9 protein-coding genes are annotated in these 15,246 nt (G+C 45.1%); 6 read left to right on the top strand and 3 right to left on the bottom strand.

All coding sequences use genetic code 11. The annotated features are described in order from the left end of the window. Positions 1 to 25: 25 nt before the first annotated feature. Positions 26 to 3,577 carry a pyruvate:ferredoxin (flavodoxin) oxidoreductase gene (nifJ, locus tag H8S65_RS09360; RefSeq protein ID WP_186929726.1) on the top strand — a complete coding sequence of 1,184 codons (3,552 nt, stop codon included), beginning with the start codon at positions 26 to 28 and terminating at the stop codon, positions 3,575 to 3,577. Between the two features lie 330 nt (positions 3,578 to 3,907). Continuing rightward, positions 3,908 to 4,948, top strand: a complete 1,041-nt coding sequence (locus tag H8S65_RS09355) for a DUF4852 domain-containing protein (RefSeq protein ID WP_255489133.1) — start codon at positions 3,908 to 3,910, stop codon at positions 4,946 to 4,948. A 105-nt stretch (positions 4,949 to 5,053) separates the two neighbouring features. On the opposite strand, the gene H8S65_RS09350 is transcribed toward H8S65_RS09355, so the two are convergent. Beyond that, on the bottom strand, positions 5,054 to 6,229 hold the full coding sequence (locus tag H8S65_RS09350; protein ID WP_186929724.1) for a porin: 1,176 nt from the start codon (positions 6,227 to 6,229) through the stop codon (positions 5,054 to 5,056). Between the two features lie 113 nt (positions 6,230 to 6,342). Between H8S65_RS09350 and H8S65_RS09345 the strand changes: the two genes are divergently transcribed. The 4 genes from H8S65_RS09345 to H8S65_RS09330 all read left to right on the top strand — a co-directional run bounded on the left by H8S65_RS09345 (position 6,343) and on the right by H8S65_RS09330 (position 9,314). Beyond that, on the top strand, positions 6,343 to 7,119 hold the full coding sequence (locus H8S65_RS09345; protein WP_186929723.1) for a Cof-type HAD-IIB family hydrolase: 777 nt from the start codon (positions 6,343 to 6,345) through the stop codon (positions 7,117 to 7,119). Positions 7,120 to 7,152: 33 nt separating this feature from the next. After that, positions 7,153 to 7,695, top strand: a complete 543-nt coding sequence (locus tag H8S65_RS09340; protein WP_186929722.1) for a beta-class carbonic anhydrase — start codon at positions 7,153 to 7,155, stop codon at positions 7,693 to 7,695. Between the two features lie 187 nt (positions 7,696 to 7,882). After that, complete coding sequence (locus H8S65_RS09335; protein ID WP_186929721.1) at positions 7,883 to 8,041, top strand: hypothetical protein; 159 nt, start codon at positions 7,883 to 7,885, stop codon at positions 8,039 to 8,041. 274 nt (positions 8,042 to 8,315) lie between these two features. Beyond that, positions 8,316 to 9,314: a M28 family metallopeptidase gene (locus H8S65_RS09330; RefSeq protein WP_186929720.1), complete on the top strand. Its 999-nt coding sequence runs from the start codon at positions 8,316 to 8,318 to the stop codon at positions 9,312 to 9,314. A gap of 457 nt (positions 9,315 to 9,771) precedes the next feature. Here the strand turns inward: H8S65_RS09330 and H8S65_RS09325 are convergent, their stop codons facing one another. Further along, the gene (locus H8S65_RS09325) at positions 9,772 to 11,538 is read right to left on the bottom strand and encodes a RagB/SusD family nutrient uptake outer membrane protein (RefSeq protein ID WP_186929719.1); all 1,767 of its coding nucleotides are present in this window, start codon (positions 11,536 to 11,538) and stop codon (positions 9,772 to 9,774) included. A gap of 12 nt (positions 11,539 to 11,550) precedes the next feature. Continuing rightward, positions 11,551 to 14,790, bottom strand: coding sequence for a SusC/RagA family TonB-linked outer membrane protein (locus H8S65_RS09320; protein ID WP_186929718.1), 3,240 nt, complete (start codon positions 14,788 to 14,790; stop codon positions 11,551 to 11,553). Between the last annotated feature and the right edge of the window lie 456 nt (positions 14,791 to 15,246).

Here is a 15,246-nt window from a genome sequence, read left to right as displayed (position 1 = left end):
TTTTAAATACTAATAGTAAGAGTCTATGACAAAACAGAAGAAATTTTTAACCTGTGATGGTAACCAGGCTGCTGCACATATTTCCTATATGTTCAGTGAAGTTGCTGCGATTTACCCCATCACTCCGTCATCTACAATGGCAGAATATGTAGATGAATGGGCGGCTGCCGGACGTAAGAATATTTTCGGCGAAACTGTAATGGTGCAGGAAATGCAATCTGAAGGCGGTGCTGCCGGTGCAGTTCACGGTTCATTGCAGGCTGGTGCACTGACTACGACTTACACGGCTTCTCAGGGTCTGTTGCTGATGATCCCGAACATGTACAAGATCGCAGGTGAATTGCTGCCTTGCGTATTCCATGTATCTGCACGTACATTGGCTTCTCATGCACTGTGTATCTTCGGTGACCATCAGGACGTAATGTCTGCCCGTCAGACAGGTTTCGCCATGTTGGCTGAAGGTTCTGTACAGGAAGTTATGGATTTGGCAGGTGTTGCCCACTTGGCTACAATCAAATCCCGTGTTCCGTTTATGAACTTCTTCGACGGTTTCCGTACATCTCACGAAATCCAGAAGATCGAAGCATTGGAAAATGAAGACCTGGCTCCGCTGATCGACCAGAAGGCTCTGGCTGAATTCCGCGCACGTGCCTTGAACCCGAAAAATCCGGTTGCACGCGGTATGGCTGAAAACCCTGACCACTTCTTCCAGCACAGAGAATCGAGCAACTCTTACTATGATGCAGTTCCTGCTATCGTAGAAGAATATATGAACGAAATCTCCAAGATCACAGGCCGTAAATATGGTTTGTTCGATTACTACGGAGCTGAGGATGCAGAACGCGTAATCATCGCAATGGGTTCTGTAACGGAAGCTGCACGCGAAGCTATCGACTATCTGACGGCTAAGGGTGAAAAAGTAGGTTTGGTTTCTGTTCACCTGTATCGTCCGTTCTCGGCCAAGCACTTCCTGGCAGCCGTTCCTAAGACTGCTAAGCGTATTGCTGTTCTGGACCGTACAAAAGAACCTGGTGCAGTAGGCGAACCTCTGTATCTGGATGTAAAAGACTGCTACTATGGCCAGGAAGATGCTCCGGTTATCGTTGGCGGCCGTTATGGTTTGGGTTCTAAGGACACGACTCCTGCACAGATCCTTTCCGTATATGAAAACCTGGCATTGCCGATGCCGAAGAACCAATTCACGATCGGTATCGTGGATGACGTAACCTTCACTTCTCTGCCTCAGAAAGAGGAAATCGCTTTGGGTGGCGAAGGCATGTTCGAAGCTAAGTTTTACGGTTTGGGTGCAGACGGTACTGTAGGCGCCAACAAGAACTCAGTAAAGATTATCGGTGATAATACAAACAAACACTGTCAGGCATACTTCTCTTACGACTCCAAGAAATCAGGTGGTTTCACTTGTTCTCACCTGCGTTTCGGTGATACGCCTATCCGCTCTACCTATTTGGTTAATACGCCGAATTTCGTAGCTTGCCATGTTCAGGCTTATCTGCGCATGTACGATGTGACTCGTGGTTTGCGTGAAAACGGTACATTCCTGCTGAATACGGTTTGGAATGGCGAAGAACTGGCAAAACATCTGCCTAACCGCGTAAAACGTTATTTCGCTCAGAAAAATATCACGGTTTATTATATCAACGCTACACAGATCGCATTGGAAATCGGTTTGGGTAACCGTACCAATACAATCCTGCAGTCTGCATTCTTCCGTATCACAGGCGTAATACCTGTTGATCTGGCTATCGAACAGATGAAGAAATTCATCGTGAAGTCTTACGGTAAGAAGGGTGAAGACGTTGTAAACAAGAACTATGCAGCTGTTGACCGTGGTGGCGAATACAACCAGTTGACTGTTGATCCTGCATGGGCTAACCTGCCGGATGACGAAGAGGTTGCAAACAACGATCCTGCATTCATCAACGAAGTGGTTCGTCCTATCAACGCACAGGATGGCGACTTGCTGAAGGTTTCTGCTTTCAAGGGCATCGAAGACGGTACTTGGTATCAGGGTACTGCCAAATATGAAAAACGCGGCGTAGCTGCATTCGTTCCGGTTTGGAATGAAGCAAACTGTATCCAGTGTAACCAGTGTGCTTATGTTTGTCCTCACGCTTCTATCCGTCCGTTCGTGCTGAATGACGAAGAACAGAAGGGTGCAAACTTCCCGATGCTGGATGTGAAAGCTCCGGCTACAATGAAGGGCATGAAGTTCCGTATGCAGGTTGACGTTCTCGACTGTCTGGGTTGCGGTAACTGTGCCGATATCTGTCCGGGATTCAAGGGCAACAAGGCATTGGCTATGGCTCCGCTGGAAGGTCAGTTGGCTGAAGCTGACAACTGGGCGTACTGCGTGGCTAACGTAAGTTCTAAGCAGAATTTGGTAGACGTTAAATCTAACGTTAAGAACTCTCAGTTCGCTACTCCGTTGTTCGAGTTCTCCGGCGCTTGCTCCGGTTGTGGTGAGACTCCGTATGTGAAATTGATCACTCAGTTGTTCGGTGACCGTGAAATGGTTGCTAACGCAACGGGATGTTCTTCCATCTATTCAGGTTCCGTTCCTTCTACGCCGTACACGACGAACGAAAAGGGTGAAGGTCCTGCATGGGCTAACTCTCTGTTCGAAGACTTCTGCGAATTCGGTTTGGGTATGGAACTGGCTAACGAAAAGATGCGCGAACGTTTGACAGGTTTGATGAACCAGCTCGCTGCCGGCGAACATGCTCCTGCTGAAGCTAAGGAAGCTGCTGCTGCATGGGTTGCCAACCAAAACGATGCCGATAAGACAAAGGAATTGGCTCCTCAGATCCTTGCTTTTGTTGAAGAAGGTATCGCTGCCGGTTGTCCGGTTTGCGCTCAGATCAAGGAATTGTCCCACTTCCTGGTGAAACGTTCACAGTGGATTATCGGTGGTGACGGTGCTTCTTACGATATCGGTTACGGTGGTCTGGACCATGTGATCGCTTCCGGTAAGAACGTGAATATCCTGGTTCTGGATACTGAAGTTTATTCAAACACTGGTGGTCAGTCTTCAAAGGCTACTCCGGTCGGTGCAATCGCCAAGTTTGCTGCTGCCGGTAAGAGAGTCCGCAAGAAAGACCTGGGTATGATGGCTACAACTTACGGCTACGTTTATGTAGCCCAGATCGCTATGGGTGCAGACCAGGCTCAGACCTTGAAGGCTATCCGCGAAGCCGAAGCATACGACGGCCCTTCTTTGATCATCGCTTATGCTCCTTGTATCAACCACGGTTTGAAGAAAGGTATGGGTAAATCTCAGGCTGAAGAAAAAGAAGCTGTTGCATGTGGTTACTGGCACTTGTGGCGCTACAATCCTGCTTTGGAAGCCGAAGGCAAGAACCCGTTCACGCTGGATTCCAAAGAACCGGATTGGAGCAAGTTCCAGGACTTCCTGAAAGGTGAAGTTCGTTTCGCATCTGTTGCAAAACAATATCCGGCAGAAGCTGCCGAATTGTTTGCTGCCGCAGAAGAAAACGCTAAATGGCGTCTGCGTAGCTACAAACGTATGGCTGCTGAAAACTGGGGCGTAGAAGAATAATTTGATCATGATCGTCTAAGGGTGGAAATCCTTTTTCACCCGAATAAAATAGAAAGCGGAGTCTCTGAAAGGAGGTTCCGCTTTTTTTATTTCATGAAAGATCGGCAAAAGGCTTTTGTGACATGAAATCCATGTCTTTCTGGTTTTTCGGCAGAACTGGCCCGTATTACCGGTTTCATGCACGATATCGGTAATGTGGTAAACCGAATCGCCCCCGCCCATGGCGGGGTTATAATGTCTATTTATTGTAATATCATTTGTTTCATATCTTGGAAAAAGTATATCTTTGTCGCATTCTAACGGAATAAAGGTCCAACTAATCTAATGAATATGAAACATTTTTTATGCCTTCTTTTTTGCTTATCCTTCCTCTTCTTCCCTGTTTATGCGCAGGAATCGTATGAAACATATAGTGGCGATACGTTCAAAACCGGTGATGTGCTTACCCTCGGAGATTTTTATCTGAGTTCGACAAAGTATAGCCATTTGAAGTATGCGTATACGGATACTTATGGCAAAGTCCGGTACGAAGCGTTCAGTGGAAAAGATTTGCCTTTCTCCAAAGCGACAATCCGTGAGATTATCCGTCCGGAAGATAAGAATATGTTCCTGAACAAAGCAGTCGTGTTTGCCCTGGAAAGTGAGAAAGCCCCCGAAAAGAAGTTGTTCGTGGAGATTGACCGTGCGATCGAACAAGGCGAGATCGTCGTGAATATGCCCGAACCTGTTATAAAATGCGAGGAAATGACGCTTGAGCAAATGTTTATCTGCTGTGTCCGTGTCAACAAGTTGCCGATAGACGATAAGGTGGTTTTGAATTATATCAATGCCGTCGATAAGGAATTGGGACAAGAATGCCGGCGCGACCAGTTTAAATTTCGTAAACTGAAAGAGGAATATCAGGCTCGCCTGGAAAAGGGAATGGCTGATTTTGATTTTACGAAAACCTATTTCATAAAGATAAATAACAACCATAAAGGTTATGATTTCGACCATAAGGGCTATCCATTGTCCTATCCGACACGTTCGGGCAGTTCTCCCAAACAGTGTATTCCTTTCAACGGCTTCAACTTTATGCCGGTTAATCCGGATCAGGCGTTTTTTATTCCTGTGAGCATGGACGATGCGGAAAAGTATGAGAAGCGGAGCAGGGGAACCGGGCAGAATGGTTATGTCAGTCCGTTGGTATATACGGTTGTCTATTTACAGCCTCTGGATAAATATATGGAACTGCCGAAGGAGAAATACAATGTTCTCGACGTGGAGAATTTATACCGTTCGACACTGATCGGTGTCAAGATAAGAGGCTTGGATGTGTATGATAATAAAAGCTTCCGGTATAACTTGGTAGGATCGGTTTTATTTGAATGATTTAAAACAGACTGTATCGGTCATCCTAAGAGAAAGCGGGGCGATCTCATTTCCGGGAATTCATGTTTTTACGAAGATATATAAAGAACAGGGATCCGGAAAGGTTTAAAATACCGGAATCGAATAGACCAGTCCTAACGAAATACGGTGCGTGTCGGGATCGACCGCCCCCATATCCAAGGCTGCTTTTTCGAGTTTCACGCCGCGATAGGTGTAAAGGAGGAAGATAAAGAGATCGCTGTTCTTGATCGGGAAAAATTCGAGGCTGCTCTGTGCATTCCAGGAACGGCGGTACATGCCTTTGGCAAACGGTCCGTTCGCTTTGTATACCCGCCCGGTTTCGTATGCACCCTTCACATAGACATTCCAGCGCGGATGAATCCGGTAGTCGACATCGGCGATGATAGATAGATACTCGGTGTTGCAAGCGGTCTGGGCTGTTTCCGGTAGGCGGCTGATAACGCCGTGCTGGTCCAGTCCCTGCCGGGTGTACATAATGTCCAGGTAAGTCAGTAGCGGTCCTTTCTCGATCGTGTTGCCACAGGTTAAATAATAGGAATAACGTTTTTGTGTCTGCTGTCCCATAGAGGCAGCATAGCGAAGTTGCAGCACACGGTCGAAATAATAACTGTTCCAGTTTACCGTGTACATGAAAGGCACTTTTGCCTCCCGTGTGTTCTCCGGCAATCCGGTCGGATAGATTTCGTCGTCCTGTCCGCTCCGGTTGTTCACGATCTGGAAACAAAGTTCCTGGTCCGGGTTGATCTGCCAGTTGCCTGAAATACCTGCCTGATAGCAGGTCAACAAGTTATTGAACTCACTGAATTCACGGACTTTTATCGAATTGACAAAATATTCGTATCCTCCGAAATTGACAAACTGCTTGCCGATCGTAAAGCCGAACTTGTCATGCACTTTCAGGTTGACATAAGCCAATTCGAGCGAGGACGAGAGGTTATCCAGTGAATAAGGGTCCGAATATTTATTGAACGACTGCCGGTAATGATAGGAAAGACTTTTCCATACATCCCCTTTTATTTCCAACCGGACACGATTCAGTTTGAAGTTCATGCCGTCGAAATCGGAACCGGTGAAATTCGCGTTTGCCGAAGTAAAAAGCTGGAAATTCATTTCTGCGCTTTCGATCACTTTTTTCCCTCCCGTGAGCCGTTCGACCAGCGTCGGTTCCTGTCCGGGGGCGGTTTCTTTTTCAACTTCCTGCGCAAAAACAGACGGAGCGGATATCAATAGTATTGTCAATAAGTAGAGATGTGTCTTCATGTTTTTAAATAAAATGTTTCAGCGTTCAAATATAGTAATTTTATACGATCTTTGGAAATCCGTATTTATTCTTACCTTTGCCTGAGGTTTTAAATAGGTAATGAGTTTAGGTTATGATTAAAGCAGTATTTTTTGATATCGATGGGACGTTGGTCAGCTTTAAAACACATGTTGTCCCGAAATCCACCCTTCATGCAATCGAGTTGCTGAAGAAGAAGGGTATAAAAGTATTTATAGCAACCGGTCGCCATCGCAGTTCTATTAATAATCTGGGAGATCTTGAGTTCGATGGCTATGTGACGCTAAACGGCGGCTATGTATTTGCCGGAAAGGACGATGTCATCTATAAACACAGCATTCCCGATAAGGATATCGAAGCCCTGGTGCGTTATCAGGAAAAAGAAGAGGAATTCCCCTGTGCATTCGTACAGGAACACGAGGCTTTCATGAACTATACGGACAAGGCTGTCAATGATGTTTTCCATCTGCTGAATTTCCCTGCGCCTCCTATCCGTCCGATCGAAGATATAATAGGAAAGACAGTCTACCAGTTGATCGCTTTCTTCACGCAAGAGCAGGAAAAGCGCATAATGAAAGTTCTGTCACATTGTGAGTCCACACGATGGAATCCATTGTTTACGGATATCGTACCGTTTGGGAGCAGCAAGCGGGTCGGGATCGATAAGATGTTGGAACACTTTCATATCGGGCTGGATGAATGCATGGCTTTTGGCGATGGCGGAAATGATATTCAAATGCTTAGCCATGTCGGTATCGGGATTGCCATGGGGAATGCGGCGAAAGAAGTCATGGATGCAGCCGGTTATGTGACGACCTCTGTTGACGAGAATGGTATATACAATGCGTTGAAACATTTCAACGTTATTTGATTTTAAATTGTTTCCTATATAAATAAGGTAGTTATGATAGACGAGTTATTGAAATATAATCGTGAATTTGTAAAGAACAAAGGATACGAACGGTTTATCACCAATAAGTATCCTGATAAGAAAATTGCGATTGTGTCTTGTATGGACACGCGTCTCACGGAGTTGTTGCCGGCAGCTTTAGGCATAAAGAACGGTGATGTCAAGATCATCAAGAATGCGGGTGCAATTATTTCCCATCCTTTCGGAAGTGTGATCCGGAGTCTGCTGGTCGCTATTTACGAATTGGGTGTGAATGAAGTCATGATTATCGGCCATACCGATTGCGGAGCCAAGCACATGGATAGTGAACAGATGATCGAAGTGATGAAAAAGCGGGGCATCCCTTCCGAACATATCGATATGATGCGTTATTGCGGCATAGACTTCAAATCCTGGTTGCGCGGGTTCGACACTCCGGAGGGTTCCGTTCGCGAAACAGTGGCTCAGGTACAAAAACATCCGCTGATTCCGAAAGATATAACGGTTCGGGGCTTTGTAATAGACTCTATTACAGGTGAATTGACTACTGTTGTTTAGAAAAGTCGAGGCAGAAAGTATTTAATCAAAACCTAAATACAGTTAAATAGGAAATATTATGTATGTTTTACAGCATAAATTCAAATAAAATACTTATCTTTGCATTGTAAACAAAAAGAAAGAGAAAGTTTAGGTTTAGTTATTATTAATCGTTCTCCAAGCGTGGAGAACTTAAATGAGTAAAATTATGATGATGAGAGAAAACGAAAAAAGTATGCGTACTTTAGCGATGTTGCGTTATCAGGCTGATCGTTATCAGTCAGTGGGAAATGGTTCGATGTGTCAGCGTGTAAATGCTGAGATCCGCAGATTAATGAACAAAATGAGCGAAAGCTCTAAAAATTGAGTATTAAACAGTAAATAAATTTTTTAGATGTAGTCTCTTCACCGTAGTCTTAAGAAAGACTGGTGGGAGATAGATGCAGGAGGCATTCGACGCTTATGAGATAGCGGAGTTTGGCCTTTTTTTATTTTTAAAGTTAGCCTTGCACTTGTCCATTCAGACCACACTAAAATCGTATCTGTGTTCTATGATTATGTAGACAAAATGTCGAATGTGTACAAATATTCCTATATTTGCATAATATAGAAAACTATAATCTGTAAAACACAATATCAAGATGAGAAAAACGGGATTATTCTTAGTCTCTATTGCACTAAGTTCTGCGTTATGGGCCGAATCGCCCGAAAAGAAAGGGTTGGATGTTATTAACAAGGCAAATGCCGAGGCCTATATCGGTTTCCTGGCAAGCGATGCCTTGGAAGGACGCGAAGCTGGTTTCCGTGGCGGGCGTATTGCCGGTGAATATATTGTATCTAATTTGAAAACGATGGGGATCGAGCCTCTGTTCGAATCCTATTACCAGCCTTTCGAGGCCTATAATAAGGAACGGCAGAAGAAAGGCCGCTTCCAGGTTCACCCGGATTCGATCGCGAAGTTGAAACAAGGTGTCCACCAGAAGCTGTCGATGAACAATATCCTGGGTAAGATCGAGGGTAAGAACCCGGACGAATATGTGATTATCGGCGCTCATTACGATCATCTCGGTTTTGATCCGATGTTGGACGGTGACCAGATCTATAACGGAGCCGACGACAATGCTTCGGGTGTTTCGGCTGTCCTGCAGGTCGCTAAGGCCTTTTTAGCTACAGGTGTCCAACCGGAGCGAACCGTTATTTTCGCTTTCTGGGATGGTGAAGAGAAAGGCTTGTTAGGCTCCAAGTATTTTGTGCAGACATTCCCTGGGATGGATAAGGTGAAAGGATATCTGAATTATGACATGATAGGCCGTAACAATGACGAGTCCAAACCGACGCATGTCGTTTATTTTTATACGGAAGCGCATCCTGCGTTTGGCGACTGGCTGAAAAACGATATCAAGAAATACGGCCTGAACCTGTCTCCTGATTATCGCCCGTGGGACAAGCCGGTAGGAGGGAGCGATAACGCTTCGTTTGCTCTCCTGGATATTCCGGTTATCTGGTATCACACGGATGGGCATCCCGACTATCACATGCCGGGCGACCATGTGGAGAAGATCAACTGGAATAAGATTGTCGACATTACAAAGGCCTCTTTCCTGAATATGTGGAATCTGGCGAATGAGAAAAACTATTGACGTGATTTCATAACCGAAAAGAGTAGTTATTCGTTTGGAAAAAGGTGGTAATCTTTTCTCCAAAAGGTATGCACCTTTTCATCCGCAGGCCAGTACCTTTTCCTCAATAGCCTATAGGCTGCAAAAAATACCCTAAAGGCCATATTTTATGGCTCCCGTCCTATAAAAAGCGTGTCTGTAAGCATATTTTTTAATTGCATTCACCCTTCACATCTCTTGTAACTTGTTCTATAGCTGCTGGTTGCTGTGAACCCTGTGAAACAGGAACAGTTTTCTGAAAGTCTGGCTGTTCCTGTTTCACAGGGTTCACAGCAAGTTGTTGTAGATGAATTGTTTATAAGGTGTGAAGGCTAACTTTGAAAAACTTGTTTAGGGAGGTCTAATCCACAAACAAAGAAGGTCCATCCTTCTGTTACGAAGAATGGACCTTCCGGAAATATTCAGTATGGAAATACTCTTATAGTTCCCAACCCGGATTCTGTACCAGATTCGGATTCAAACCGATTTCATCTGTCGGAATAGAGAACAGATAGTTTTTAGGTTCGATGAAATTCGGAACAGGGTTTGTCACACGTTTGGTATAAATGTCGAGTGCACCGTTATTAAAACCTAATTGGGTTTCAAGAATTTTATACTCTTCTTCCGTGTAGGCTGTCGGATCGTCGCTGTTTGTCGCTTTATCAGGGATAATACCTAATTTCGGTTCGTTCAGGCGCAGACCGCAAGCCCAACGCATCAAGTCTGAATAGCGATAACCTTCTGCCATCAGTTCCACACGGCGTTCACGGCGGATTTCACGGATCAGGTTTGCATTCGAACCTTTGATAGTCGGATATTCTTTCACCAATTTCGGGTCTTGTTCAGGATTGGCTGTCAAATGATGAGTGAAACCAACACGGTCGCGCAAGGCGTTGATCGTTTTGTTCAATTCCGGATCCAAACCTAATTCCGCACCGGCTTCGGCACGAACCAGCAAGATTTCTGCGTAACGGAACAAAGGAGCATCGAGTGTACCCTGATGGTGGACAGTCGAGTATTCCGCCGGGTTGAAGAATTTGGCAACAGCATAACCGGTGGATGAATTGTAAAGCCCCGGCAGCAGAGAGCTGATGCCTGCACGTTTACCGTTCAGCAGATAGCTATGTTCTCCTGCCTCCGGAGAGTCGACAGTCTGAAGCAGGCGCGGGTCGCGGTTGTTGAGTTCGGCTACCAGCGTCGTATGAGTCGTATGGCCTTCGCATCCGCAAAGTGTGATCGGTTTCCCAGTTTTTGCACAGAGGTAATCTTCGACAGCGTCACGGCTGAATCCGATAGGAGTTTCGCCTACGCCTATCATACGGGAAACGTTGTTTGCTCCACCCAGTGCCGGGTCGTATTCACGTGAAAGAATGATTTCCGGGTTATTTTCATAATCAGCCTGGATGAATAACTCGTGGTATGCCTGGCTGGGGCTGGAGCCTTGGAACAGAGAATAGCCGTATTCCGGTTTCATCAGTTCGCCGGCTGCGTCGTAAGCAGCTTGCAGGAATTCTGTGTCTCCCTCGATGTTGTGGTAGCGGCGGTAAGTCCCTTCAAACAAGCACATGCGAGCTTTCAATGCCAAAGCGGCATCTTTGCTGACGCGTGTGACGCCGGTCGTTGCTTTTGTGGGCAACCATGCGATTGCCTGATTGATGTCTTTAAGCACGTTTGCCATAACGACAGTCCGCGAGTCGCGTGCTTTATACAAGTCTTCGTCACCAGGTATCAATACGTGGTCGTACCAGGGCACATCACCGAAACGGCGTACTTTGTTGAAATAGTCCATGCTTTTGAAGAAAAGGATTTCGCCGGCATAACGCTGTTTGATACTTTCGGATGCAGGCGACAGCTCATAATATTCGAGGAAAGAATTGCAAGCACGGATGACTTCCCATTTCCAATTATCCTTGTCGGATGTGGAAATCGTATGTTGGCTGAATGCTACGGTATTGGGAGTCCAGGGTAAAATATTGTCCGATTGGAAATCTCCTTCCAACATTCCGAAACTGTATCCGTTGAAGGCTCCATGTCCGCTGAGCAAGTCGGGATAAAAGTTGTTGCAATACGATTGCAGCGTTTCTTCGGTGGCGTTTGCGAAAGTTTCTTCCGTACTGACGAATTCGACCGGGTCTTTATCCAGTACGTCACAACTTTGTGCTGCGAAGAACAGCAAGCCACACAATGATATAATTGACTTTTTCATGTTCTTTGTTTTTTAAAATGTTACATTAATACCGAATGAATAAGAACGGGTAAACGGATAAACACGTCCGCCGGCTTCTGTTGCCAAACTTCCGACAGTCGTGGCACTGCCATCACTCTTTGTCGTTGAAGAGTTACGGCTTCCGACAACGTCCGGATCCAGATATTTATACAAACCGGTTGCTTCCCAAAGATTTTGACCGCTGACATATACTTTCAGCTGCTGGATACCGATCCGGCTGGTCAATGTTTTCGGGATTGTATAACTTAACGTCACATCTTTCAGACGGATGTAAGCGCCGTTCTGGAGATATTTGGTTTGCACTTTTTTGCTTCTGTTATTGAATAAAGGTACAGGATAATAAGCATTTGTGTTGGTTTCAGACCAAGAGTTGTCAACATGGTAGTCGTTCAGGCAGGATGACCATACGCCATCGTAACCCCAGAAGATCGGGCTGTCCAACCAAATGTCGCGTTTCATAGTTCCCTGGAAGAAGAGACGAAGGTCGAATCCTTTCCATGAGCCGCCTAAATTGAGGTTGAAGTTATAACGCGGAGTATTGTTACCGATGATTTTGCGGTCACCGGAGTCGCCGACGCGATTATTACCCTGATTGATCTTACCGTCACCATTCAGGTCGGCATATTTGATGTCACCCGGAATCCAGGTCGTAGAAATGAATGACTGGCGATCTGCCATTTCTGCGGCTTCGGCAGCATTTTGGATGAAACCTTCTGTCTCATATCCCCAGATTTCACCGATCTTCATGCCTTTGTAGTAAGTTTCGTTCAAACTCATTGTCGGGTTGTCATAGCGGGTGATCTCGGATGTGTTATCGGAGATACCGACACCAATGGAATAATTCAATGGGCTGCCGGCTACATTCTCGATATTATCATTCCAGGTGATAGACAATTCCATACCTTTCGTACGCATGTCGGCAAGATTTTCCTTACCTCCGGTTGTTCCTAATACAGCCGGATAAGTACGACGTACTACCATATCTTTTGTATCGCGGATGTAATAGTCGAATGATCCTGTCAAGCGTCCGTTCAGCATAGTCCAGTCTAAACCGACATTGCTCGTGTAAACTTTTTCCCATGTGATGTTCGAACTTGCCAATGTCGGAGCTGTCAGAGCGCCGGCCATTTGTCCGTTAATCAGGTAACTTAATGTTTTACTGTTCAGATAACTCAGGTATTGGAAGTTTCCGTCAGTCACCTGATTACCTAAGCCACCATAAGAAGCTCTCAACTTCAAATTGTCGAAGAGGTTGCGTGCCGGTTCGAAGAACGGTTCTTCTGAGATACGCCAACCGGCCGATACGGAAGGGAAGAAGCCCCAACGGTCGCCACTTGCATATTTGGATGAGCCGTCATAACGTCCGTTCACTTCAAGCAGGTAACGTTGCTTATAGTCGTAATTCAAACGGAAGAACGCGCCTTGTACAGCCCAGATTGTTCCGGAGAAAGTCGGCAGACGGGATGTATTGGCAAGGTCGATGATAGGCTTGTCGTTGTTGAACAGGCTTTGTGTCATCACAGACAGGTTATTTGTCTTTTTGCTTTCCTGGTTGTAACCGACCATTAGGCCGAAATTGTGTACATCGTTGAATGACTTTTTGTAATCGGCATAGATGTTGAGTGCCTGATATGTTGTGTTATATCTTGCCTCTGTCATCTTGTTCGGACTTCCGGCAACCGAGCTTTGGCTTCCGTCAGGATTGGTTTGATAGAGAGTCTTAACGTTGTTTGTCTGATTTTCGTAATACTTGTTGCCTGTATAATCTCCCTTGATGGATAAACCTGCAATCGGGGTGAGGTTAAATGCAGCAGTGTACCACATATCGTCCGAATTCATTTTGTCTCGTCCGGCAAGAGCCATACGGCCTACATAGTTGTAGTTGAATCCGCTACCTCCGATACCGGCCCAGTCGCCATTGGCTGTGTACATCGGAACCCAAGGCATTGAACGGTAGACTTCATAGTGGGCTGATTCACCCATGTAATCTTTAACGTCCGGAGTATTGGATGTATTGCGGTTGTATTTCGTACGGAAAGTCAGTTCCAGCCATTTGGTAACTTGGGTAGAATAGTTGAACGTCATGTTGATACGTCTGTATTCGTCTGTTCCGTGACGTAAAAGGCCGTCCTGCCCTTTGTAGCCGATAGAACCGTAGTAAGTGCTCTTTTCAGAACCTCCGCTGATGCTTGCATTGTGCTGTTGCATGAATGAAGGCTGGTACATCTCTTCAAACCAGTCTGTATTACCGGCATAAGCCCATTCACCGACTGCCGTGATTTGCCCGTCTGTTGCCGGGAAAGAAGAAGGGCCTGTGCCTGCAATGTAGGCATCGACTGCGTTGATCAATTCATTAGACCATTTCATCGCAGCTGAATTATCACCGGCTACGTTCATGGCTCTCAACCATTTATCAGAAGAAATGCCGTCTGGCAAACGGGATGCCATTGACCAGGAGAGGTTGTTGTTGTAATTAACCTGAACCTTTTGTGCCTTTTTCCCTTTTTTAGTCGTGATCAATACTACACCGAATGCTGCACGTGCACCGTAAATAGATGCGGATGCTGCATCTTTCAATACGGATACACTTTCGATATCCTGCGGGTTAAGCAATGATAAATCTTCTGTTTCCACACCGTCGACCAGCAGTAAAGCTGAACCACCATTCAGAGATGTCGTACCACGAATATTAAATGTAGTACTTGCCGTCGGATCACCACTGGCAAAATCGATGTTTAAGTTCGGTACGACACCTTGCAAACCTTGTGCGATGTTACCGATCGGACGGTCTTCCAACACGGCTCCATCTGCAACACCTACGGCGCCTGTCAGGTTTACTTTCTTTTGTGTACCATAACCTACGACTACGACTTCTTCCAGTTTCTGGGTGTCTTCCGCTAATTTAATCTGGATAGTTGGTTGTCCGGTATATTTGATCTCCTGAGTGGTGTAGCCAATAAAGGAGATCTGGATGATATCTCCGTTTTTTACACCTTCCAACGTGAAATTACCGTCCATGTCGGTAATGTTTCCATTGGTTGTTCCTTTCACTACGACTGATGCTCCGGCAACAGGGCCCAGATCATCTTCCACAGTACCTGTAACTTTTCCGCTTTGCTGGGAAATGTTCATGCTTTGCTTGGAGGGCGTTGTTTCTGCAAATATACTTGCAGGGAAACAAGTGGCACCTGCCAGCAAGATTAAGCTGATAGGTTTAAAATTTTTCAACATAATTTGTGTCTTATATTTAATTGAAAGAATGCTCTTTTAATTAAAATGATGGCGCTTGTTATCGCTTTTCTACATCATGTATACAAAATGTTAGAGTTTTTTAGTTTTTGCGTATAGTGTTTATCTGTGTTTGTCATTAGTTCTAAAAGAACTCCGCTCATTTCATATCGGTGTCAAAGATATGAAATTTTTTTATTGCGGTGTTATTTTTCAAAAAAAAATACGTAGAAGTCTCTTTTTTAACACTTCGTCCTTTTAAATCTATTTTAATATTATCCTGTTTATCAATATAATATATCTGTTGAGAATATATAGCTCTATAAAAATAGGTAAATAAAAAAACGTGATTGAAACTACTGACATCTTGTCAATAAAAGTGAATCAAAGAGACTTTTGTATTTTAAGTAATTATTACATAATACACGCCAATTTGCCACAATACATTAGTAACCAATT

It is taken from the genome of Parabacteroides hominis, assembly GCF_014287585.1.
Classification (GTDB): Bacteria; Bacteroidota; Bacteroidia; order Bacteroidales; family Tannerellaceae; genus Parabacteroides; species Parabacteroides hominis.
This window is presented reverse-complemented; position numbering and strand designations above follow the sequence as displayed.

Coding starts and splice junctions, on each gene's coding strand:
- nifJ (WP_186929726.1), top strand. CDS start 26: ATGACAAAACAGAAGAAATTTTTAACCTGTGATGGTAACCAGGCTGCT.
- H8S65_RS09355 (WP_255489133.1), top strand. CDS start 3,908: ATGAAACATTTTTTATGCCTTCTTTTTTGCTTATCCTTCCTCTTCTTC.
- H8S65_RS09350 (WP_186929724.1), bottom strand. CDS start 6,229: ATGAAGACACATCTCTACTTATTGACAATACTATTGATATCCGCTCCG.
- H8S65_RS09345 (WP_186929723.1), top strand. CDS start 6,343: ATGATTAAAGCAGTATTTTTTGATATCGATGGGACGTTGGTCAGCTTT.
- H8S65_RS09340 (WP_186929722.1), top strand. CDS start 7,153: ATGATAGACGAGTTATTGAAATATAATCGTGAATTTGTAAAGAACAAA.
- H8S65_RS09335 (WP_186929721.1), top strand. CDS start 7,883: ATGATGATGAGAGAAAACGAAAAAAGTATGCGTACTTTAGCGATGTTG.
- H8S65_RS09330 (WP_186929720.1), top strand. CDS start 8,316: ATGAGAAAAACGGGATTATTCTTAGTCTCTATTGCACTAAGTTCTGCG.
- H8S65_RS09325 (WP_186929719.1), bottom strand. CDS start 11,538: ATGAAAAAGTCAATTATATCATTGTGTGGCTTGCTGTTCTTCGCAGCA.
- H8S65_RS09320 (WP_186929718.1), bottom strand. CDS start 14,790: ATGTTGAAAAATTTTAAACCTATCAGCTTAATCTTGCTGGCAGGTGCC.